Here is a 21,417-nt window from a genome sequence, read left to right on the forward strand (position 1 = left end):
GGTTCGAAACAGGCTTGATGGCGTTCACCATCGTTGTCATGATCATTTTCGTACAAGCCATCCAGTTCACCGGAAGCACCATATCCCGCCGGATCGACAAGCGGTGATGATAAGTCGTAGCCAGCTATGACTTATCATCCTTTATTGAGCATCAGGCGCCATTGCAGTCTATGGCAAAAAAGGAAACTGGGGAATGTTATCCTTGAGTACCAATAGATTGTAGGCACACTTGCACCACCCACTATGGGAAATGAGAATGACTTTACAGTGGCTCAACAGCGATCGTAAGATCAAATCATTCGCGGAGCGGCTGCGGCCCCATCTGTAACTCACTTTTTATCTTCCCAATCACAATTTACTTGGAGGTTCCTCATCGAATGAGTCGCAAAAACAATATGAAAACAAACCTGAAATTAATCACACTATTGGCTGTCGTTATGCTGCTGGTTGCCGGATGCGGCGGTCAAAAGCAGGCATCGCAAGAAACACCAGCGAAAGAAGCGGCTTCCCAAAAAGAAGTGACCCTGAAAGTAGCAACACTGATCCCGCCGATGACGGATGTGCTGGATATCGTGAAACCGTTGCTCAAGCAGGACGGAGTCAATCTGGAAATCGTCGTGCTGTCGGACAATATCCAACCCAACAACGCTTTGGCAAGCCACGAAGTGGATGCTAACTTTTTCCAGCATGCTCCTTATATGCAGCAATATAATGAAAGCAATAAGGCCGATCTGGTAGCGGTAAAACCGATTTACAACGCCATCTACGGCGCGTATTCCAAAAAATACAAGAACATTAAAGACCTGCCCGAAGGCGCGACCATCGCTATTGCCAATGACCCGGCTAATACCGGACGTTCTTTAGTTATGATGGAGCAAAACGGTCTGATCAAGCTTAAAGAAGGTGTAGGCTATAATGCTACACAGGCTGATATTATTGAGAACAAGAAAAAGTTTGTGTTTAAAGAAGTGGATCTGTTGATGCTGGCGCGGTCACTGGATGATGTGGACTTGGCTGCCATGTACCCTGCCTATGCCAAGCCGCTGGGTCTGACGCCGAAGAAGGACGCGCTGATTACAGAAAAGGATGATGGTCACTTCGCCATTAATCTGGTAGCACGCAAGGATAATGCGAATTCCGATGCGATTCAAAAGCTGGCGAAACGTATGACCGGACCAGAGGTCCGCAAATTTTTTGAGGATAATTTCAAGGACAGCGTTGTTCCGGCATTTTAAAACATAAGTATTGTGAAACATCGTTTTATGGTGAAATGTGACCTGTATAAGGTAATGAAGTCTGTGACGAGCAGATGAAATTCCTTGTGCAGGTCTTTTTCTTTTCTAACCTTTATATGGATATTTTTTAGTGAAAACAGGGTATAAAGTCTTAGTTTTTAAGATTTTGGCGTACGATACTGCTATAAATTTTGGTCATTAAGGGTGATGGAGTAATGCTTATGAGCATATTAAAATAAATATACGAACAAACATTCGTTTTCATTTTCGTTAACAATGTTTTGTATATAGGCAAAAAATTCAGCTGACAACGGATCAAAAGTGGAAGTAAGAAGGAAGGGGAACGCTATGAAGCTGGTTGTAACTGTAAAAAGTTTGGGAAAACGTAAGCCAGCACTCGTACGAAAAGAGATGGAGCTGAGTCCTGTTCCACAAACATTACGAGAATTGATTGCCGCAACCGTTGCCCTCAATATCCAAAGACTGCAGGAAAAGCAGGATAGCGTAGCGCTGATTCCTTTCCTTACAGGGGAGGAAATTCAGATGCAAGGCGAGACAGGCAAGGTCGGATTTGGTTCCATTTATAATGACGCTATACCTAATATTAAGGATGCTGTAGACACTGCAATGCAGGCTTTTGAAGATGGCTTGTACAGGGTTTTTGTACGTGACGAGGAAGTTGCTGAACCAGATGTTCCTTTGTTGCTGGGGGATGGAGACGAGATCGTATTTATAAGGTTTATAATGCTGGCCGGAGGCCTATGGTAGAGGGGGAAATGAAATATGCATCAGGAGAAAAATGAGCAGGAATATTTCACCATACTGAAGGAGCGCGCGGCGCAACTGGATGGACAACAACAGGAGTTGGCACAGTATGTTGTAGAACTGGGTCAGCTTCATTACATACACGAGGATGAGAAGGCTTTTAATGAATGTCAGCGAATATTGAAAGCACAGGCGGCAGAAAGCGGAGAACCGCTGTTCAAGCCATTGGCAGAGGTGTTGCGTCGGCTGATTGGGCACACAGCAGGTGATGTGTTCGCACATCTAACGGAGCATGTGACTGAATATCCGTACAGTACAGGGTATGAGCGCAAACCGTTTCGCACTTCGGATATTACGGCTCATACTTCCCGGATTTATAAAAGAATGGTGCAGTTGATCCGAATGGACTGGATCGGTTTCTCCATCATGGATTATTTAACGAAAAAGGACTATGAACAAGGCAGGGATTACCGGATTCAGGAGACGATTAGTGATTGGATAGCCTATGAGCTGGATAACGGCAATTCACAGGTGCTTGAGGCGTTAAAAGGTATTATTTATGGTGACAATCAGGCGGCGTTGCTTACGCGCAATATGATTAAAGGCATGCTCCTGAGTCATCAGGAAGGGAATTATCACATGATTGGCGAGCTGCTGACAGCGGCCAAGCTACAGGAGGGGCTGCGCCAAAGCATTGTGGAACAAATGGATGAAGGAACCCTAGAGGCTCTTATATATCTGTTGAAGTTGATTATAGACCAAGGTTTTATTCGTTACAGCTCAGTAGTCCGGGCGCTTGCGGTATGGACGGGCATGGGACTTGAATCTGCCAATCAGCGGGTAGTTCGCCAATTGATCGAGCAGGCGTATGAAGCATTGACCCGCAGCGAACTGCGCCAAGAGTGGTTGACCAGCGCAAATGCCAATGAAGTGTATATGAGTCTGTGGGCAACGGCAGTACATGAGGAGCGTGACTTGTATGGGCAGGTCCGAAAACTCATGGAGCAGGGGGCACCTTACCAGAAAATCGTAGCGCTTTATGTGCTGTCTAACAGTGAGAACAAGGATGTACGTCTCGGGGTTGCCAGAGAGTATATGGACCAGACGGACCCGGAGCTTCAATATTGGATACTGACGAACTATACAAGCAATTATTTTTATGAATGGGTAGAAGGCGGGACGGTTGCGGATCGGATTGTTAAGGTAGCGCATACTCCTTTGCTGGACAGTAAAGAAGAGCGGCGCAAGGATTTTGAGCGACTTCATGACCTGTTTGTACATATGAAAAAAGGGGAGTCCACCGAGCCTTCCAAGGTGCTGGATTTTGTAAACGTCTATCACCGTTCGGATGCTCCAATTCAAAAAATGCTGTATCTCGCTGGTTATGATATGGACGCGGCCTGGATTGGGGGAATCATAGCCTTGAAGGATCAGATTAGCCCTAACCTGCGTGGCGAGCTGTTAAATCATTTTGTGCAAAAACCTGATGACAAGGTGCAACGTGATTTTATATTTTCCAGCCTGTCCGACAAAAGCATGAGTATCCGTGAGTTCGCTGTTGCCAAGGCACGCAAGCTGACGCTGACGAAAGCAGAGATGCAGCAGATGGAGGCTTTATTAAAGCTTAAGACAGGCTCTCTGCGGCAAAGTGTCATTGGTGTGCTGCTCTCACAGCCGCAAGAGCCTTTGGCTGGCTCGCTGGAACGGTTGCTTCGGGCCAAGGCGGAGCTGCAACGATTGGGTGGACTGGAAATACTGACGAAGATCTATGCAGACCCCGAGTGTGCAGAACAATATGAAAGCCTGCGAGCACTGGCGGATATCATCCAGCAACCAACAGCCAAGGAGGAGCAACTGCTGTCCAAGCTGGGGCAGGATGATGCTTATACAGGAGCAAACGGCTTTGGTTTGTACGATCCGAATGCCAGAGAAGCTTGGCTGGAAGAGAAAGCTGATCTTGGAGATTTTCGATTAGCCGATGTTTTTGTATGCCCCTTGGATAAGCTCAAGCAGTTCTTGAGTGGACTGGATGAGCTTGTCCACCATCATCGTGATGTGGAATATACTGCGGAATATTATTCGGGCTACAAAGATACGCTGCTTATTGGGACGAACCTTCGTCCTCTGCGGTTGGTTCAGCTCGATGAAGAAGTAGCTTCCAGGCTGTCTTTATATCCTCTTTACGAGGAGTGGGACCGTTATTTGCAGGAAAGCGGCATGGAAGCGCGTGAACTGCTGGAGCTTGTTTTTTATGACCGTTTAGAGCCTATGGATCAAACGCTGGATCGCTACTATCGGTATTTCTCTTATAACATGGACTATTCGGAACGAAGCAAACACAAGCTGCTGGAAGGGTGGCGCAAAGACTTCGCCGAGCAAATGTATCCTGTGGATCGGATTAACGAGGTTCAGAAGTGGCTGGCAGAGCTGACCTATTCCGATCAGGTAAGCACACTGATTAATGCTTATTTCATGGATACATCCGGCGAGGAAACATTTGACGTAATCGACCTTGCTTTAAATTCACTAATGCAGGCCATGCCCAAGGACAGACCTGCTGAGGACATGGGAATGTTTCACCTATTGTCCGGTCCGTGGGTGGCACTGGAGAAGGGGCGGGTCTATGATGGCGAGACCTTTAAGCGTTTTTTCCATACCTTTGTGAACTATGCAGAACTGCCAGGAGCGGAAAACCGCTTTTATTCGCCACTGGATCTGGAAGATTATTTCAAGGCATATGGCAACGGATTGATTGGTGTAGGGGAAGTATATCGGGAGCTGCTGGCTGGAAGTGATAGCCGGAGTCATATGAGTACCTTAACAAACGCACGTAATACATGGATTACCAGTTCGCCAGAATTTGTAGAAATACGACGTACAGTTATTGATCGGATGCTGGAGGTTGAATTGGCTCGGGGGGACTTGCCTACTGAGGTTACGCCAAAGGTCATGGGCTTGAGCCGGATAGAAGGCATGGATTATTTTGTCCGCATTCTGGAAGGTCTTGACAAGGAAACGTTCGTCCGTGGTTATGTGTACGGCTATGGTGATCGTATTACCAAAAAAGAATCGTTCAGCCACTTGCTCAAGGCGTGTTATCCGAGTGAAGGCGAAGATGCCGTGCTGCTCAAGGAAAAGCTGAAAAACGCTAAAATTACGGATAAACGTCTGCTGGAGGCGGCGATGTATGCCCCGCAGTGGATTGAAATTGTAGCCAATTATCTTGGGTGGAAAGGGCTTCGCAGTGCGGCATGGTACTTCCATGCGCATATCAATGAAGGTTTTTCGGCTGAGAAGGAAACGATTGTAGCCCATTATTCGCCGATTGCTCCACAGGATTTTAATGACGGTGCCTTCGATATTCACTGGTTTCATGAAGCCTATGAGACGTTGGGCGAAGAACGATTTGATCTGCTGTACGATTGTGCCAAATATATTTCGGCTGGAGCCAATCACCGCCGATCCCAATTGTTTGCGGATGCGACGCTGGGCAAGCTGAAGCTGGATGAAATAAAACAATCCGTGGAAGATAAGCGGAATAAGGATCATTTGCTGACCTACAGTTTGATTCCACTTGCAGGGCCTCCTGAATCAGATGTACGGGAACGTTATGACTTTATTCAACGGTTTCTCGAGCAAAGCAAAAAATTCGGAGCACAGCGGAAGGCCAGTGAAGCTCTGGTCTCGCGGATTGCGCTCGGAAATTTGGCACGCAATGCAGGTTACGATGATGTAACCCGGCTCGTATGGGATATGGAAGCACGTAAGCTGGAAGATCTCCGGTCTTATTTTGAGCCACATGCATTGGAAGAGGGGACAACGATACAACTTGTCATTGATGCAGAAGGGGCAGCAGATATTGAGGCTGTCAGCAAAGGGAAGACGCTGAAGTCTATTCCGGCTCGTTTTAAGAAGGATGAGTATGTTGCTGCCTTAAAGGAACTTAAAGGGGATTTGGCAGATCAGTACCGCAGAGCCCGCAAGGAGCTGGAACGCTCTATGGAATCCGGTACAGCTTTCATGGTGAAGGAGCTGAAGGGATTATTGGGTAATCCTGTGCTTGCTCCGTTGGTACGGACGCTGGTATTCAAGGCTGGGGATCATCTCGGATATTTCAATGAGGATACGTTGGCATTGACCGCTCCTTCTGCAGAACAGCATACTGTGGGAGAAGAGGACAAGCTGATTATCGCTCATCCGCTTCATCTGTACGAAAGCGGCCGTTGGGGCGACTTTCAGAAGGACTTATTTGATCGTCAGATTCGTCAGCCATTCAAGCAGGTGTTCCGTGAGCTGTACTTGCCAAACGCGGATGAACGTGCAAGCGCAACGATTTCCCGCCGATATGCAGGACATCAGGTACAGCCGAATAAGACGGTATCCTTGTTGAAGGGCCGCCAGTGGACGGTCAGCTATGAGGATGGACTCCAAAAGGTGTATTATGCCGAAAATTTAATTGCTAACCTATATGCCATGGCGGATTGGTTCTCTCCAGCGGATACCGAGGCTCCTACACTGGAAACGGTGCAATTCTTTGATCGGACAACGTATAAAAGTGTACCGTTGGAGGAAGTTCCCCCTGTCCTGTTCTCTGAAGTCATGCGGGATGTGGATCTGGTTGTCAGTGTTGCTCATGTGGGCGGCGTCGATCCGGAAGCCAGTCTTACGACCATTGAGATGCGCAGCGTTATTGTGCAGGAATCATTGCGTTTGCTGAAAATCAGCAATGTACGCCTGGATGGAAATTATGCACGTATAGATGGCACGCTTGGTGAATATGCGGTGCATTTGGGAAGTGGTGGTGTCTACAAGCAAGCGAAGGGAGCGCTGCATATCATTCCGGTGCATTCCCAGCATCGCGGGCGCATTTTCCTGCCGTTTCTGGATGAGGACCCAAGAACAGCCGAGATTTTATCCAAAATTGTGCTGCTGGCTGAGGACCAGAAGATTAAGGACCCGCAAATTCTTACACAGCTTCAAGCGTAGGACGTATAAACTCAACTTTCGTGCCTGGAAAATCGTTTCGAATCCTTGACTGTTTAGGTGTAAACTCAGTGTGGTCACTATTTACACCCAAACACCCGTTTGTTTGATATCATGGAAGAGAAATTGGTTTTAAGTCTGGCTGCGGAAGTTGAGTGATTTTATACTAAGGAGTAACAATTTATCGGGAATCATACTCGTCACCAAGCAGGAATTCCTTTTGTTTAGGGCAGGTGTTTGCTAGAATGAAGGAGATTGTAAAAGTCAACATTAAGCATATTGCTGGGAGGGATACAAGTATGGGCAATAAGATTAAATGGGGAATTGTCGGCACGGGATGGATCTCAGATCAGTTTGTGGCGGATTTGGCACATGCTACGAATGGAGAAGCGTATGCCGTTGGATCACGCACTATTGAAAGCGCTACCGAATTTGTGGCCAAGCATCAAATGGCACGGGCTTACGGAAGCTATGAGGAATTGGCGCAGGATTCCGAGGTTGATGCTATTTACGTAGGAACCCCTCATCCTTTTCATACAGAAAATGTTCTGACAGCTCTTCGGGCAGGCAAAGCCGTTTTGTGTGAGAAGCCCTTCACCGTGAATAGCAAAGAGTTGGAGGAACTGATCGGCTTTGCGCGGGAGCGTAAGTTATTTTTGATGGAAGCCATGTGGACACGTTTTCTGCCTCCGATTCGCCAAGTGCGGGAGTGGATATCTGCGGGACGCATTGGCGAGGTCAAGCTGGTTAAGGCGGAATTTGGTTTTCGTGTAGACTGGAACCCGGAGGGACGGCTTTTGAACCCTGAGTTGGGCGGAGGCGCTTTATTAGATACGGGAATTTATCCGGTTTCTTTTGCTTCGATGATCTTCGGCCCTGAACCTGAGCATGTATGGAGTACCGCCCACATCGGGGAAACGGGTGTTGATGAAACATTTTCCATCCTGCTGGATTATGGCAAAGGACGCACGGCCATGCTTAATGGGGCGGTTCGACTTGGACTGACGAATGAAGCCTATATACATGGAACAAAAGGCTATATCCACATTCCGTCCTTCCTGAACAGCAAATCAGCTGCTTTATATGTGGATGGTGAAGAGGTGCAGCATTTTCAGGATGACCGTGCTTCTACAGGATACGCCTTTGAAGCGGAAGAAGTGGGGCGCTGCCTGAACGAAGGCTTGCTCGAAAGCTCCACGATTTCGTTGGATGAATCACTAGGGATTATGAAGCTGATGGATCAAATTCGCGCACAGTGGGGACTGCGGTATCCGTTCGAATAATCACATATCATATCTAATCCAGGGACCTTTCAGGTCGCTGGATTTTTTGTTTTTATCGTCGTATTTTCATACATCATGTACTTCCAATTTTGCAACAGTGACTTTGGTCGCACGCGATGAACCGGCATGGAAAGATCTCACAGAGTGGGACATATGAATCATTTTTTGTAAGTAAATTTAGTTAAAAAAACGTCATTAAAAAGTTACAAAAGTGTAATTTTGTTGTCGGTTAAATGAATTGTTAGCGCTCTCTTTTTGAGGGGCAAAATGAGGGTCCCAGTGTTTGATTTCCAGAAACTTTCAATGAAATTTTCGAAAATGTACGGTAGGGTGTTACGTGTCACTTGAGCCATTTCGGCTTTTGCTGACTTGCTTGCTTATCCCGTGGCTCTTGATTCTTGTCGGAGCTCGCAGGATCAAGAGACTTTGCAAGCCTGTGAAAGTGAGTAGGCGCATTCACTTCATGATCAAACATCAAGGAGGAATTACAAACGTGAACGTGAAATCAACATGGTTGTACCGAATGGTGATGATGACAGTTATCGTGGCTGTTGTGATCGGACCGATGAATATTGCAGGAGCGGCAGGCAGCCGGACAGATCAGGTAGATCGGCCCTGGATGAATACGTCCCTCTCGGCAGAGAAACGGACAGCTTTGCTGTTACAGGAAATGACACTCGAAGAAAAAATAGATTTGGTGACTGGTAAGGTCAACAATTATTATGGATTTTACAATAATCCGATTGAGCGTCTGGGTATCCCGGCGTTGACGATGGCAGACGGTCCTGCGGGTGTGCGTATCGCCAATCCGGATGTACAGGACAAGCAATCGACCGCGCTGCCTGCTCCAATTGCGTTGGCTGCAACGTGGGATACCGAGGCTGCCAAACAGTACGGTGATCTGCTCGGGGACGAGGCTTATAATACAACTCACAATGTTGTGCTTGGGCCGGGAATGGATATTGCCCGAATTCCATGGGGATCGCGAAACTTTGAATCCATGGGTGAGGACCCGTTGCTGCAATCGCAAATGGCGACCGCTTATGTCAAAGGCATACAAAGCCACCCTGTGTTGGCAACAGCGAAGCATTACCTGATGAATAACCAGGAAACGGAGCGTTTTACGACGAACGTCAAAGTCAGCGACCGCGCGATGCATGAAATTTACATACGCCCGTTTCAGGAGGCCATCGCCAAAGCTGATTTGGGAGGGGCCATGTGCTCCTTTAACAAGGTCAACGGGGAGCCTGCTTGTGAGAACAAAACGCTCCTGACAGACCTGTTGAAAAAGGAGATGCAATTCAAAGGCTTCGTGATGAGTGATTACGGTGCAAACCTGAGTACAGCCGAATCGGCCAACAGCGGTCTGGATTTGGAAACACCGGGGACACCTTATGGTAAATGGGGAGATCAGCTGCTGGCTGCTGTTAAGAATGGCAAGGTCAGTGAAAAGACGATTGATGATAAGGCTAGACGCATTTTGGTGCAAATGTTCAGCAAAGGGCTGTTTGATCATCCAGTTCAAAATAATCAGATTGATGTTCGTGACCATGGTAAGAAAGCCCGCCAATTGGCTGAGGAAAGTATGGTACTGCTCCAGAATAAAAACAATGCATTACCGTTGTCTAAGGATAAGCTTAAATCCATTGCTGTGATTGGCTCTGATGCGGATAACGGCACTGTGGCAGGCGGAGGCAGCTCATTGGTGAATCCGACATATACCGTGAGTCCGTTGGAGGCTATCCGTAATCGTGCCGGTAAAGGCGTGACCGTCCAGTACGCACCAGGTACAGACCCGATCTCCGCGGGTGACATTATGCCAGGCCCATCGGCTGTTCCGTCTTCACTGTTGACGACATCCGATAAGAAAGAAAATATCAGTGCCGGATATGCCACTTATGGAGATGTTGAACAGGGGCTGCGAGGCGAATACTGGAACAATAACAAGATGGAAGGCAATCCGATTCTTGTACGTAATGATGGCCAAGTCAACATGAATCTTGGATTTTATAATTATCAGGGCCTTAATGCGAAGTCCCCTAAAATTCCGAATACGCCCACGACACTGAACGGCTTGATATCTGCCCGCTGGACAGGCGCAATTGCAGCACCCAAGGACGGTGACTATGCGTTGTCCTTAACCAGCCTGGGATCAAGCAAGCTGTATCTCGACGACAAGCTATTCGTGGATAATCAAGGTGCAAAGCTGAGCACGACGAAGAAAAACATCTCGCTCAAAGCGGGTGAAAAGCACAAAATACGCATCGAATACCGTGCCGATTATCAGGTAAATGGCCGTGATTCCGGCGGTATGGTTCGTCTGGGCTGGGAGCCTCCGGCAGATGCTTCGGACAAGCTGATTGACAATGCAGTTAAGCTGGCGAAAAAGTCGGATGTCGCGATCATTGTTACACGTACGTATGATAGTGAAGGCTATGTGGAGCGCTCCGATATGGAGCTGCCGAACAATCAGGATCGTCTGATCCGTGCGGTTGCCGCCGCGAACCCGAAAACCATTGTCGTACAAATGAGCGGCAGAGCCGTGCAAATGGATACCTGGCAGGACAAGGTCCCTGCTATTGTGCAGGCATGGTTTGCAGGACAAGAGCAAGGAAATGCCGTAGCGCGTGTCCTGTTTGGCGATGTGAATCCTTCCGGCAAGCTGCCGGTAACCTTCCCGGTGAATGAGCAGTCTACCCCTGTATCCTCACCGGAGAGATTTCCGGGTGTGAACGGAATTGGTGACTATTCTGACGGTATTTTTGTAGGCTACCGTGGATATGAGAAATCGGGTATTCAGCCGGCATTTGCCTTTGGGCACGGATTATCCTATACGACATTCGGATACAGCGATCTCAAAGTAAAACAGCACGCGAGCGGAAAGAAATCGACTCGTACAAGTACTGTCGAGGTTTCGCTAAAATTGAAAAACACCGGGAAAGCTGCCGGAGCAGAGGTTGTACAGGTGTACAGCGGCAAGCTTCCGACAAACGTAGAGACGCCGTCCCGTCAACTGGCAGGCTGGTCCAAGATCGAGCTGAAGCCGGGACAGGAGAAGAAGGTTCGTATAGAGCTGGACCCGAAAGCTTTATCGTACTGGGATGAAAAATCCAAAGCCTGGGTTATGCCGTCCGGTGAAGTGCCGATCTATGCAGGCAGTTCCTCTCAGGATATCCGATTGACAGGAAGTGTTACGATTCCGGCAGCTTCCAAAGGAAAGGCAGCAAGGTAATCCCGTTACAAAAATAATCCCGTTACATTTGTTTTAAGTGGTTATATTCAAGAGAGCGCGGGCAACAGCACCGGCTCTCTTTTTGCCATGGCTATGCAACGCCAATAGGTATGCAATGTCCAATAGGTATGCAAAGAGATACCCGAGTAAAAGCTGAAATAGAAGGAAGGATGAGGATGAGCCAAGAGTTATGGAGAGAGGAGGTCGTTAGATGAAGAAACTCCAAAAGCAACGACGCGCCAACCTCTGGCTGCTCGTAGCTGCAGCTGCCATTTTGATCTTTGCTGTTCTGGTCAGTATGGTTATACAGAAGATTCTGAAGCCGGAAGCTGAGCATGATGTCAGCATGTGGCTAACAACACCGGACCCGGCGAATCGCCTAACGCAACAAGCCCCCATCCATTGGAAAAATGACAACAGTAAAGAAAGTATTGAAAAAGCAGCAATCTCGGATACACTGACGGTTGAGGTGAAGCCGGATATTCGATATCAAAAGATGGAGGGGTTTGGCGCAGCGGTGTCCGGCTCGTCTGCTTACTTGATGAACCATGGCATGTCTGCGAATCAGCGTGATCAACTGCTCAACGATTTGTTTACCGCCAGCGGCATTCAATTGAGCTATATACGGCATACGATTGGGGCATCGGATTATTCGGTGGATGAACAGGGACAGCCTGCCAGCTATACCTATGATGATGTGGCCACAGGCAAGGACTATGAGCTGAACCATTTCTCCATTGCCAAGGATCGGGACGTGATTGATGTACTGAAGCAAATCATGAGAAGAAACCAGGATCTACAGATTATGGGGACGCCATGGACTGCCCCGCCCTGGATGAAATATGGAGAGCAGATATATAACGGCTGGTATTTGGACTATACCGATCCGCGTGTCTACTCGGCGTATGCCGACTATTTTGTTCGTTATATACAGGCTTATGCGAACGAGGGCGTTCCGATCCAGGCGATTTCCATTCAAAATGAACCGGAATTTACGACGTCCAAGTATCCCAGTATGAGTATGGGAGCAGCCGAGCAGGCGAAATTTATCAAGCAATATTTGGGCCCCGCCTTAAGTCGAAACCATTTGCCCACCCAAATTATTGCCTTTGACCATAACTGGGATATAGGGAGCGATTATGCCAAGACTGTGCTCGGCGATGAGCAAGCCCGAAGCTATACGCACGGCACGGCCTTTCATTGCTACAAAGGGGAGCCCACAGCGATGACAGACGTGCATCATGCTTTTCCGGATAAGCCTGTTTATATGACAGAATGCAGCGGGGGAGCATGGAGCCCTGGGTTTGGGGATGATTTGAGCTGGGACATGTCGAAGCTGATCATTGGTGCACCCCGAAACTGGTCGCAAAACGTGCTTTTCTGGAATATTGTACTTGACCCGTCCGGCGGCCCAACCAATGGCGGCTGTACCAACTGTAGAGGTGTAGTTACCATCGACCCGTTAAGCGGTGCCGTTACGAAAAATGTGGAATACTATGCGCTTGGTCATGCCAGCAAGTTCGTCCGTCCGGGTGCGGTACGTATTGATTCTACGCATTATAGCGGAAGTATCGAAACGGTCGCTTACCGCAATCCCGATGGCACGCTTGTCCTGATTGCTCTGCCAATACGGGAGCGGACGGGAAGACACTTAAGGTTCGGCAGGGAAGCAAAGTTTTCACAGCTACACTTCCATCCAAGTCAGCGGCTACCTTTCAATGGAATCCTGCGGCTTCATGATACAGCTTCACAACAATGTTTATAGAAGATTTTAGAGCGTTTGAGATTGGTGCAAGTATAGGCGACCAAGCTGAAAGGGGGATTAATTTTCGACTGCATGGGCGGTTGTGTGAAGCTTATAGTTTGCTGAATGTCTGACGCTGTCACGATATCGCACGTTGCAAAAAAATGGAGAGTCTGGTAAACAGGACTCTCCATTTTTTTTGGTTTGGTGGTAGATTGGGGTTTTTAGGATATGAAGGATCGACTTTAGTTCGCTTGGTCACACTGGGCAGTTACTTGCTGCTTGGCATAGGTGTGGAGTGTATCCGTAAGTTTGCTGGAATCTACGCCTTTTTCTTTGGCAATGGCGGTTAACGTTTTCCCATTTTTCAGTTGGGTTTGCAGCTTGTCAGCTGAGGTGCCGAACAACTGGGCAGCCTTGTCCAAATAGCCGCTTTCTTTGAATTGTTGTTGCTCTGTTGTTAATGTACCGGAAATGTTATTCCATGAATTATTCAGCTGAGAGGTTACCCAGTTTTTTTCCTTGGCAACGACGGTATCAATGACTTTGCTCTTGTCGACGCCCTGATCCTTGGCAATGTCGACAATGGATTTGCCAGCCTTGATCTGTTGGTCCAGCTCAGGCTGGGACAGGTTGAGCACTGAGGCCGCTGCGGATTTTTTCAGATTTGTCAGGGCGTGGGTAGACGTCGTATCCGATGATTTCGCCCAAGCTACAGCTGGATTGGATGTTGTTGAAGTGGTAGTCGACGTTGTAGTTACCGTAGTCACGGTTGTCACTTTTTTGGTCAGTGAATTGTTCAGCTGTTTGGTCAGATCTGTCTTAATTGAAGCCACTTTGTCTTGAGTCAGTTTTCCGGACTTATGATCTCCCGCAAGCTTGGTCAACTGCGGTTGAAGCAGGGCGTTGGTTACTTCGTCTGTGTTGATGCCTTTGGCTTTAGCCAGATCCGACAATGTTTTGCCAGCCTGGAATTGCTTTTGCAATTCGGTTTTGCTCAGGTCGAGCACTTTTTGCAGCGATGTATTGGAGCACAGGGAGTTCTGATCCAGACTAATGTTGTATCCATTCGAACTCGCCTTGGCATTGGTCGAAGTGGAGACTTGAGTTACAGCTGTCGGTGTTGCGGCAAATACCGAAGCTGATGTGACAGAGAATATCATCGTTGCACCCAGCATTGCAGGAATCCATTTTTTCATTTTGTTCATTGTACATTCACTCCTATTTTCGTGTGTGTTTGTTGTTGCCCCCTTACTGTAATCCCGAAAGGTGAAAAAACGGAGAAAAGCAAGCTGGAGTATTTTTACAAGGACGAAGAATTGGACATAGGCATCCGAAAGTGCGAGAATGTTTGAAAATTGAAACTGTACAGGGGTGGAGAGCCTCCCTTTATCACATACTGATTCTTAGGAGGTTCATTATGACTAAACATCGCATTTTACTGGCTGAGGATGATCCCTTGTTGGGTGAGTTGGTTGTTCATATGTTGGAGAAGACGGGATTCGGTACTGTGGATTGGGTCGAAAATGGAGAAGAAGCCTATGAATATTGCATGGGTTCCCATTATGATGTGGCCGTGCTGGACTGGATGTTGCCTGGTTGGACAGGGCTGTCGGCATGTAAAAAATTGAGAGAGAACGGTTATACCGGAGCGATCCTGATGTTAACCGCCAAAGACGCGCTGCGCGACCGGGTTCAGGGGCTCGATGCCGGTGCGGATGATTACCTGGTGAAGCCCTTTGAACTGGAGGAGTTGCAAGCCAGACTGAGAGCCTTGTGCCGACGCAATTATGCACCCCTGCTGGAGGAAATCGCTGAGCTGGATGGATTGCACCTCAATCGTTCCAGTCTGACGCTCAGTCTTGAAGATGAAGTCATCCAATTAAGTCCCCGTGAATTTCAGATGCTGGATCTGTTATTGCGCAACAGGGGTGCTGCTCTCAGCCGTGAGCTGGTTTTGGAACGGATCTGGGGATATGATTCGGACGTTTCAACCAAAATTGTCGATGCCACCATTAAGCTGCTGCGCAAAAAGCTGGAGCTGTTTAACAGACAACATCTGATTCATAGCATCCGAGGGGTGGGTTACAAGCTTGAATAACAAGAAACGAATGGCTGAAGAAGAGGGCACTGAACGTGGCAAACCCGGGGGCAATTTGTTTGGACGTACGCAAAGTCGGCTTACGCTTGCATATAGCAGTCTGACGATCGTTTTGCTTGCATTATTTATAGGCGTGGTCTACCTTCTTTTGTCTTACATTGTCATTAGCGGTCAGAAGGATAATCTGCTCTCTCTCGTTGCTGTGGAACGGATCATGGTGGAGAACAACATGCAGGAAGGCAAGCCTGAAGATACGCTGGACAATCAAAGATTATGGGGATCGGGAAGCGAACAGTTTTTCTATTATGTGATCAACGATAAGGGTAAATTGATCTCGGGGAACGAGATTTTTCCAGGGATGCGTCCTGAGCTTCTGGGACTGGTTCAAGACTGGAAACCACGTGCCAAGGAGATCATGGAGGTCAGTCTGTCTGTACCTGCGGATGTGCTGGATAACGGGGAAGCGGGTGCGAAGCCCGTTGCTCCGTCAACTCTCCATCTGATGGTGACAGGGCAGGCAGCTCTGACCAAGAACGGCCCTGATCTGACACTCTACGCAGGCATTAATGTTACACCCCAATACAATCTGCTCCACAGATTGCTAATGTTGCTGATTTTACTTGCTATTGTCTTTGTATTTATTGCCTGTCTGATCGGCTGGCTGATGTCACGTAAAGCAATGGTTCCGATCGTGAAATCCTACAACCGGCAGCGGGAATTCGTGGGCAATGCATCGCATGAGCTGCGAACACCACTCAGTGTGCTGCTTGCATCCGTCAATGCGCTGGAACTGGAGCTTGGGCAGAGCGCACCGTCTTTTGCCAAACACACCCTTTCCAATATGAAGGATGAGATCAGACGAATGACACGGATGGTTCAGGATTTGCTGGTGCTGGCACGCTCCGATTCGGACGACCTTGAACTGGTGAAGCGTGATTTTGATTTTCGGCCGCTTGCCGAGAAGACGATTCAATCCATACGGCACCTCAAATCCGCAAAGGGGGTTTGTATTGAGCTGATTGGCCCGGAACAACTGGTTCTCAATGGCGACCCGGAAAAGCTGAGGCAGGTGCTGACCATTTTACTGGATAATGCCGTCAAGTTCACTCCGCGGGGCGGTGAGGTCCGTGTGGTAATATCGGATCGGGACGAAACAGGTAGTCCGGGTTTTCACCTGTCCGTTGAGGATACAGGCCCCGGGATCAGGGCAGGGGATGTGGATCGAATTTTTGACCGTTTCTATCGAGGAGATAAATCGCGAACGCGAGGTCTGGGAGGACACGGTCTGGGGCTCGCCATTGCCAAGTGGATTGTTGAAGCACATCACGGTCAGATCACGTTATCCAGCGAAGAAAGCAAGGGTAGCATATTCCATGTAGATATTCCTGTGAATAAATAACATTTCGATTTTCGAATGACCTGACACGAGATCATCTGGTTTGTGAACTGTTTAAATTGGCTTGACTTCATTTGGATATTTTTGTATCCATTTTTGTTCATTTATAGTTCTTTAAAGGAATCCTGAATAACAAACTGTAATGATAAGTGAGTGCAGTCACATAGATAAATAGAAAAACATGACTATAATGTGCATATAGTTTAAATTTAGTCTTTTTGGAGCTGACGGTTCCAAACACTTCACTCACAAGGAGAGGATTCATCTCATGAGCATACATTTAGACTTGGATTCCTTGTCCGTTGAAAGGCTAGCAATGGCCCTTTCAGGACGACCGGGAATGTTCAAGTTGTTTTATGACACCGAGGATTGTGGATGCAATGGCGTACTCGTCATCTTGCTTGTCACTACGCCGAATGCAACTGATAAAGTAGTTCAGTCTGAGCCTTATTCTTTTTGGGTAGATCGGCAGCAGGAGCAGCAGTTCGATAGCAGAATGCGGCTTGAAGCAGACCCTGGTTACCCGTCGTTCAAGCTAAGTAGTGATGCTGGTATATTTAGTAGCAACATTAGAATTAAAGATGTGCGCGTAAAATAAATACAACATGATTGACAGAAATAGGTGGGAAAATTATGAATAAAACAAGTTCTGTACAAGAATTTACATTTGATGATATGAAAAAAATCTCACGAACCAAAATGGGAAAATCGCTCCCTATCGAGCTTTACAGAGCCATCCGTTTAATTGGGATGTATCAAGGACTTCCTATGAAAGGGAAGGGTACTACGGTTACTGTAGGCAGAAAAATCGGTGAGAGCTTGCCTGTTCATTCATTAGAAGAACTGCTAGATTTGTTCCGTGAATTAAAAATAGGAGATCCCCAGATTGTTCTTGAGGAGGAGCATAAAATCCATGTAGCTGTTAAAGACTGCTTTTGTGAGGGATTGCCCGAGATGGAAGGCAGTATGGTATGCGATTTGGAAGGAGCGATTATGGAAGGCGCCTTGAACAAAATCATAGACAAGAGAGTTTATGTCAGAGAAATAAAATGTAATGTAAACGGAGACGAACATTGCGAATATGAAATTCGTTTTTAGTGAAAAAGACAAATCTCTTCCAGCGCAATTGGAAATGAGGTTTGTCTTTTTTAGTGTAGTCAGTTCCTTTGAAATGGTACAATAACGGTTATGATCATTCGAGAAGGACGTTGAGATGATGAAAAATTTGCTCGTTTCGGGCTACCGTGCCCATGAATTAAATATTTTCAGCCAAAAGCACGAAGGCATTCCCTATATCAAAAAGGCGATTGCAGGCAGGCTCATTCCCCTCATTGAAGAAGGACTGGAATGGGTAATTACCCCCGGGCAATATGGGGTGGACCTGTGGGCCTGTGAGGTAGTCATTGCACTCAAACAGCAATATCCCCAACTGAAATGCTCTATTATGATGGCTTATCAAAATATGGAGGAGAAATGGAAGGAGGACAAAAAGGAGTATTTTCAGCAAATTTGTGATGCAGTTGACTACGTGGGAGTCGTCAGCCGCCAGCCTTATCAGGGAATATGGCAGCTCAAGGCACGGGATGAACTGCTTTTCCGCAAAACAGACGGTTTGTTGCTCGTTTACGACGAGGATGCAGGAGAGGGCAGCCCGCGTTTTATGAAGGAGCTTGCTTTGAAAAAACAACAGGCAGAAGGCTATCAATATATCAGCATCAACTCGGAGGATATCCAAAGCATAGCGGATGAAGAACGTTTATTCTTGGACCTCTGATTTTTAAAGCATCAGCACGGATTTTTGAACAAAAAGGCTAAGTTTGCCTCTTTATATTTATGTAAGCGCTATCATAAAATTTAAACAACAATAACTTATCAGTCACATAAAATATATTTATTGAAAAAACAAACATAAAAGGAGCCAAGGATTTATGAACAAAGGATTTCGGTATACCGCGTTGCTCTGTCTCGGTGTCATGTTGTGTGGAATGGTCACTCCGATGGATAGCCAGGTCTCTGCTGCCTCCACGAGGCAAATGGAAAAGCTGAACCGTGGAGCGGTTGCGGTCAAGGTGCCGGAGGGTGTGCTTGTGAGCTGGCGTTTGCTGGGGACGGAAGCAGATTCGATCAGCTTCAATCTGTACAGAGGGGCAAGCAAGGTGAATAGTACGCCGATTACATCAAGAACCAACTTTTTGGATAAGGCAGGTACGACCTCATCTTCGTATACGGTTCGTGCCGTGGTGAATGGAACAGAACAGGCCGCTTCTCCTGCGGTAAAAGTATGGAGCAACAACTATCTGGACGTTCCCATCCAGCAGCCTGCGGGCGGTACAACCCCGGATAAGGTGAGCTATACGTACCAGGCCAATGATGCCAGCGTGGGGGATCTGGATGGGGATGGCGAGTATGAGATTGTGTTAAAATGGGACCCTACCAATGCCAAGGACAATTCGCAATCCGGCTATACGGGAAATGTATTTTTGGACGGCTACGAACTGGATGGAACACGCAAATGGCGAATCGATCTGGGACGGAACATCCGCGCTGGAGCGCACTACACGCAATTTCTCGTCTATGATTTTGATGGTGACGGCAAAGCGGAAATTGTATGTAAAACAGCAGATGGCACGGTGGATGGCACAGGTGTAAAAATTGGCGATGCTTCTGCTGATCATCGTAACGCCAACGGGTATATTTTGGCTGGTCCCGAGTTCTTGACCGTGTTCTCTGGTAATACAGGAAAAGCTCTCAGCACGATTGACTATGTACCGCCACGCGGATCGGTATCCAGTTGGGGAGATAATTATGGCAACCGTGTGGATCGTTTTCTCGCCGGAGTTGCTTATCTGGATGGGGTGCGGCCCAGCATAGTGATGGCACGGGGCTATTACACCCGGACGGTTCTGGTTGCCTATGACTGGCGTAATGGAAGCTTGAGCCGGCGCTGGACCTTTGACAGCAACAGCTCCACGAATCCCGGGACAGCCGGACAGGGAAATCATAGTTTGAGCGTGGCGGATGTGGATGGAGATGATAAGGATGAGATCGTATACGGCTCGCTGGTGGTGGACGATAACGGAGCGAAGCTGGTCAACACGAAGATGGGACACGGCGATGCACTTCATGTCGGGGATTTGGACCCGGACCGCTCAGGATATGAGGTGTTTAAGGTAAATGAGGATAAGAATGCTACTTACGGGGCTGCCATGTACGATCCGCGTAACGGCAATATTTTATGGGGCGTAAATACAGGCAAGGATACCGGAAGAGGCATGTCGGCAGACATTGACCCACGCACGAAGGGGAACGAGCAATGGGCGCCGGGGATCGGCTTGCGTTCGGCTAAAGGAGCGCTGATTACGAATACGCTGCCGTCCTCCATTAACTTTGGAATTTGGTGGGATGGCGATCTGCTGCGTGAACTGCTGGATCATACCTCGTCAAGCGCTGGTAAAATCGACAAGTGGAATTATTCCAACTCGACCACTTCCAATTTGCTAACGGCGACAGGAACCAGCTCTAATAACGGAACGAAAGGCACACCATCCTTGCAGGCTGATCTGTTCGGTGACTGGCGTGAGGAAGTCATTTGGCGCAAAAGTGACAATTCGGCACTACGAATCTACACAACACCCTACGAGTCAGAATATCGATTCTATACACTTATGCACGATCCAGTGTACCGCTTGAGCGTGGCCTGGCAGAACGTAGCCTATAATCAGCCGCCACACACCAGTTTTTATCTGGGAGAAGGGATGACCAAGCCGCGGCAGCCGAATATATACACTCCTTGATTACAGATTGAAATGATATGCGAATGAACCAAAAAACGAAAGAGCTTCGGGGTATCGGAGCTCTTTTTGTTATGTTTTTCCATAACATGCAAAAGAGAATGTATGATTTTCTCAAAAACGGGAACATTAGTTCTTATTAATAGAACATACGCATGAAAAAGGAGGCGGGATATGTGACTTCTCTGACAACCGAAGGCATGATTGAGCTCGTAACCAATGTCGGATTCCCTGCTGCGTTAAGTCTGATTCTGTTAAAATATATTCTTGTCACCCTTAGTCGCAGATTAGAGCAGCTTGATCGATCTGTTAAGCAACTGTCACAATCCCTGGAAGAGATGGAGGCAAAGCGAGCCAAGCAGCCAGAAGAGCCGTGCAGGACAAATACGGACAAACTTCGTGCCGAGTGAGCAAATAAAGGGAAATAGAAACAATTTAGCAACCCAATCACGACGCGGGATTCTTATAATAGAAGCGTGTGCAGTTTATGCAGGCATATTTTTATGGGGGTGTATATTAAGATGAAAATAAATACGAAGCTATCCACGTTGTGCATCGCAGCTACACTTTTGAGCGTAGCGCAGGCCGCAGTCGCAGCGCCAGCTGTGACCGCTCCAGCGGAAGCGACGCAACCGGGCGTTACCAGTCCGGCCGCAGCTGCCCTGGCCCAGGTGCCAGCACCCGCGGTATCTGCGTCGGTTACGACACCGGCCCCGGCACAGGTCCCGTCTGCACCAGCAGCGTTGGTTACGCCTCCGGCCCCGCCAGCCCCGTCCGCGCCAGCAGCGTCGATCCCGGCCGCAGCCGCAGGCTCAGCCAAAGCTGCTACACCAGCAGCTCCATCTGCGCCAGCACCGCGTTCGTCCGCGTCGGTAGCGCCAGCGGCT

General features: G+C 47.9%; 14 protein-coding genes and 2 pseudogenes. 14 read left to right on the top strand and 2 right to left on the bottom strand.

Annotated elements, in window-relative coordinates:
* The 7 genes and pseudogenes from WG8_RS27970 to WG8_RS04740 form a co-directional block, all read left to right on the top strand.
* Positions 1-107, top strand: a pseudogene (locus WG8_RS27970) (ABC transporter permease); the annotation flags it as partial.
* Positions 108-377: 270 nt separating this feature from the next.
* The gene (locus WG8_RS04715) at positions 378-1,235 is read left to right on the top strand and encodes a MetQ/NlpA family ABC transporter substrate-binding protein (RefSeq protein ID WP_007428956.1); all 858 of its coding nucleotides are present in this window, start codon (positions 378-380) and stop codon (positions 1,233-1,235) included.
* Positions 1,236-1,583: 348 nt separating this feature from the next.
* Positions 1,584-2,003 carry a hypothetical protein gene (locus WG8_RS04720; protein WP_007428957.1) on the top strand — a complete coding sequence of 140 codons (420 nt, stop codon included), beginning with the start codon at positions 1,584-1,586 and terminating at the stop codon, positions 2,001-2,003.
* Positions 2,004-2,018: 15 nt separating this feature from the next.
* Positions 2,019-6,986: a DUF4132 domain-containing protein gene (locus WG8_RS04725; RefSeq protein WP_007428958.1), complete on the top strand. Its 4,968-nt coding sequence runs from the start codon at positions 2,019-2,021 to the stop codon at positions 6,984-6,986.
* Between the two features lie 296 nt (positions 6,987-7,282).
* Positions 7,283-8,266: a Gfo/Idh/MocA family protein gene (locus WG8_RS04730; protein ID WP_007428959.1), complete on the top strand. Its 984-nt coding sequence runs from the start codon at positions 7,283-7,285 to the stop codon at positions 8,264-8,266.
* Between the two features lie 493 nt (positions 8,267-8,759).
* On the top strand, positions 8,760-11,498 hold the full coding sequence (locus WG8_RS04735; protein WP_007428960.1) for a beta-glucosidase: 2,739 nt from the start codon (positions 8,760-8,762) through the stop codon (positions 11,496-11,498).
* Between the two features lie 211 nt (positions 11,499-11,709).
* Positions 11,710-13,238 (top strand): annotated as a pseudogene (locus WG8_RS04740) (glycoside hydrolase family 30 protein).
* 249 nt (positions 13,239-13,487) lie between these two features.
* Here the strand turns inward: WG8_RS04740 and WG8_RS04745 are convergent.
* Positions 13,488-14,450, bottom strand: a complete 963-nt coding sequence (locus WG8_RS04745) for a hypothetical protein (protein WP_007428962.1) — start codon at positions 14,448-14,450, stop codon at positions 13,488-13,490.
* A 212-nt stretch (positions 14,451-14,662) separates the two neighbouring features.
* Here WG8_RS04745 and WG8_RS04750 point away from each other — a divergent pair, with 212 nt between their 5' ends.
* The 7 genes from WG8_RS04750 to WG8_RS04780 all read left to right on the top strand — a co-directional run bounded on the left by WG8_RS04750 (position 14,663) and on the right by WG8_RS04780 (position 20,940).
* Positions 14,663-15,343 carry a response regulator transcription factor gene (locus WG8_RS04750; RefSeq protein WP_007428963.1) on the top strand — a complete coding sequence of 227 codons (681 nt, stop codon included), beginning with the start codon at positions 14,663-14,665 and terminating at the stop codon, positions 15,341-15,343.
* The gene (locus WG8_RS04755) at positions 15,336-16,742 is read left to right on the top strand and encodes a sensor histidine kinase (protein WP_007428964.1); all 1,407 of its coding nucleotides are present in this window, start codon (positions 15,336-15,338) and stop codon (positions 16,740-16,742) included. The genes WG8_RS04750 and WG8_RS04755 overlap by 8 nt, the downstream gene beginning before the upstream one ends.
* A 265-nt stretch (positions 16,743-17,007) precedes the next feature.
* Positions 17,008-17,337, top strand: coding sequence for an iron-sulfur cluster biosynthesis family protein (locus WG8_RS04760; RefSeq protein WP_007428965.1), 330 nt, complete (start codon positions 17,008-17,010; stop codon positions 17,335-17,337).
* A gap of 35 nt (positions 17,338-17,372) precedes the next feature.
* Positions 17,373-17,837: a V4R domain-containing protein gene (locus WG8_RS04765; RefSeq protein WP_007428966.1), complete on the top strand. Its 465-nt coding sequence runs from the start codon at positions 17,373-17,375 to the stop codon at positions 17,835-17,837.
* A gap of 118 nt (positions 17,838-17,955) precedes the next feature.
* On the top strand, positions 17,956-18,513 hold the full coding sequence (locus WG8_RS04770) for an SLOG family protein (protein ID WP_043890801.1): 558 nt from the start codon (positions 17,956-17,958) through the stop codon (positions 18,511-18,513).
* Between the two features lie 154 nt (positions 18,514-18,667).
* Entirely contained in the window at positions 18,668-20,533 is a 1,866-nt protein-coding gene (locus WG8_RS04775; protein WP_007428968.1) for a rhamnogalacturonan lyase, read from the top strand.
* Positions 20,534-20,706: 173 nt separating this feature from the next.
* On the top strand, positions 20,707-20,940 hold the full coding sequence (locus WG8_RS04780) for a hypothetical protein (protein WP_007428969.1): 234 nt from the start codon (positions 20,707-20,709) through the stop codon (positions 20,938-20,940).
* 53 nt (positions 20,941-20,993) lie between these two features.
* Here the strand turns inward: WG8_RS04780 and WG8_RS27975 are convergent.
* Positions 20,994-21,417, bottom strand: a 424-nt coding sequence (locus tag WG8_RS27975) for a hypothetical protein (RefSeq protein WP_007428970.1), incomplete at its 5' end; no start/stop codon positions are given.

The organism is Paenibacillus sp. Aloe-11, from assembly GCF_000245715.1.
GTDB classification, from domain to species: Bacteria; Bacillota; Bacilli; order Paenibacillales; family Paenibacillaceae; genus Paenibacillus; species Paenibacillus kribbensis.

Excerpts from the sequence above, each read along its gene's own strand:
- WG8_RS04715 (WP_007428956.1), top strand. The coding sequence starts at position 378 with ATGAGTCGCAAAAACAATATGAAAACAAACCTGAAATTAATCACACTA.
- WG8_RS04720 (WP_007428957.1), top strand. The coding sequence starts at position 1,584 with ATGAAGCTGGTTGTAACTGTAAAAAGTTTGGGAAAACGTAAGCCAGCA.
- WG8_RS04725 (WP_007428958.1), top strand. The coding sequence starts at position 2,019 with ATGCATCAGGAGAAAAATGAGCAGGAATATTTCACCATACTGAAGGAG.
- WG8_RS04730 (WP_007428959.1), top strand. The coding sequence starts at position 7,283 with ATGGGCAATAAGATTAAATGGGGAATTGTCGGCACGGGATGGATCTCA.
- WG8_RS04745 (WP_007428962.1), bottom strand. The coding sequence starts at position 14,450 with ATGAACAAAATGAAAAAATGGATTCCTGCAATGCTGGGTGCAACGATG.
- WG8_RS04750 (WP_007428963.1), top strand. The coding sequence starts at position 14,663 with ATGACTAAACATCGCATTTTACTGGCTGAGGATGATCCCTTGTTGGGT.
- WG8_RS04760 (WP_007428965.1), top strand. The coding sequence starts at position 17,008 with ATGAGCATACATTTAGACTTGGATTCCTTGTCCGTTGAAAGGCTAGCA.
- WG8_RS04765 (WP_007428966.1), top strand. The coding sequence starts at position 17,373 with ATGAATAAAACAAGTTCTGTACAAGAATTTACATTTGATGATATGAAA.
- WG8_RS04770 (WP_043890801.1), top strand. The coding sequence starts at position 17,956 with ATGAAAAATTTGCTCGTTTCGGGCTACCGTGCCCATGAATTAAATATT.
- WG8_RS04775 (WP_007428968.1), top strand. The coding sequence starts at position 18,668 with ATGAACAAAGGATTTCGGTATACCGCGTTGCTCTGTCTCGGTGTCATG.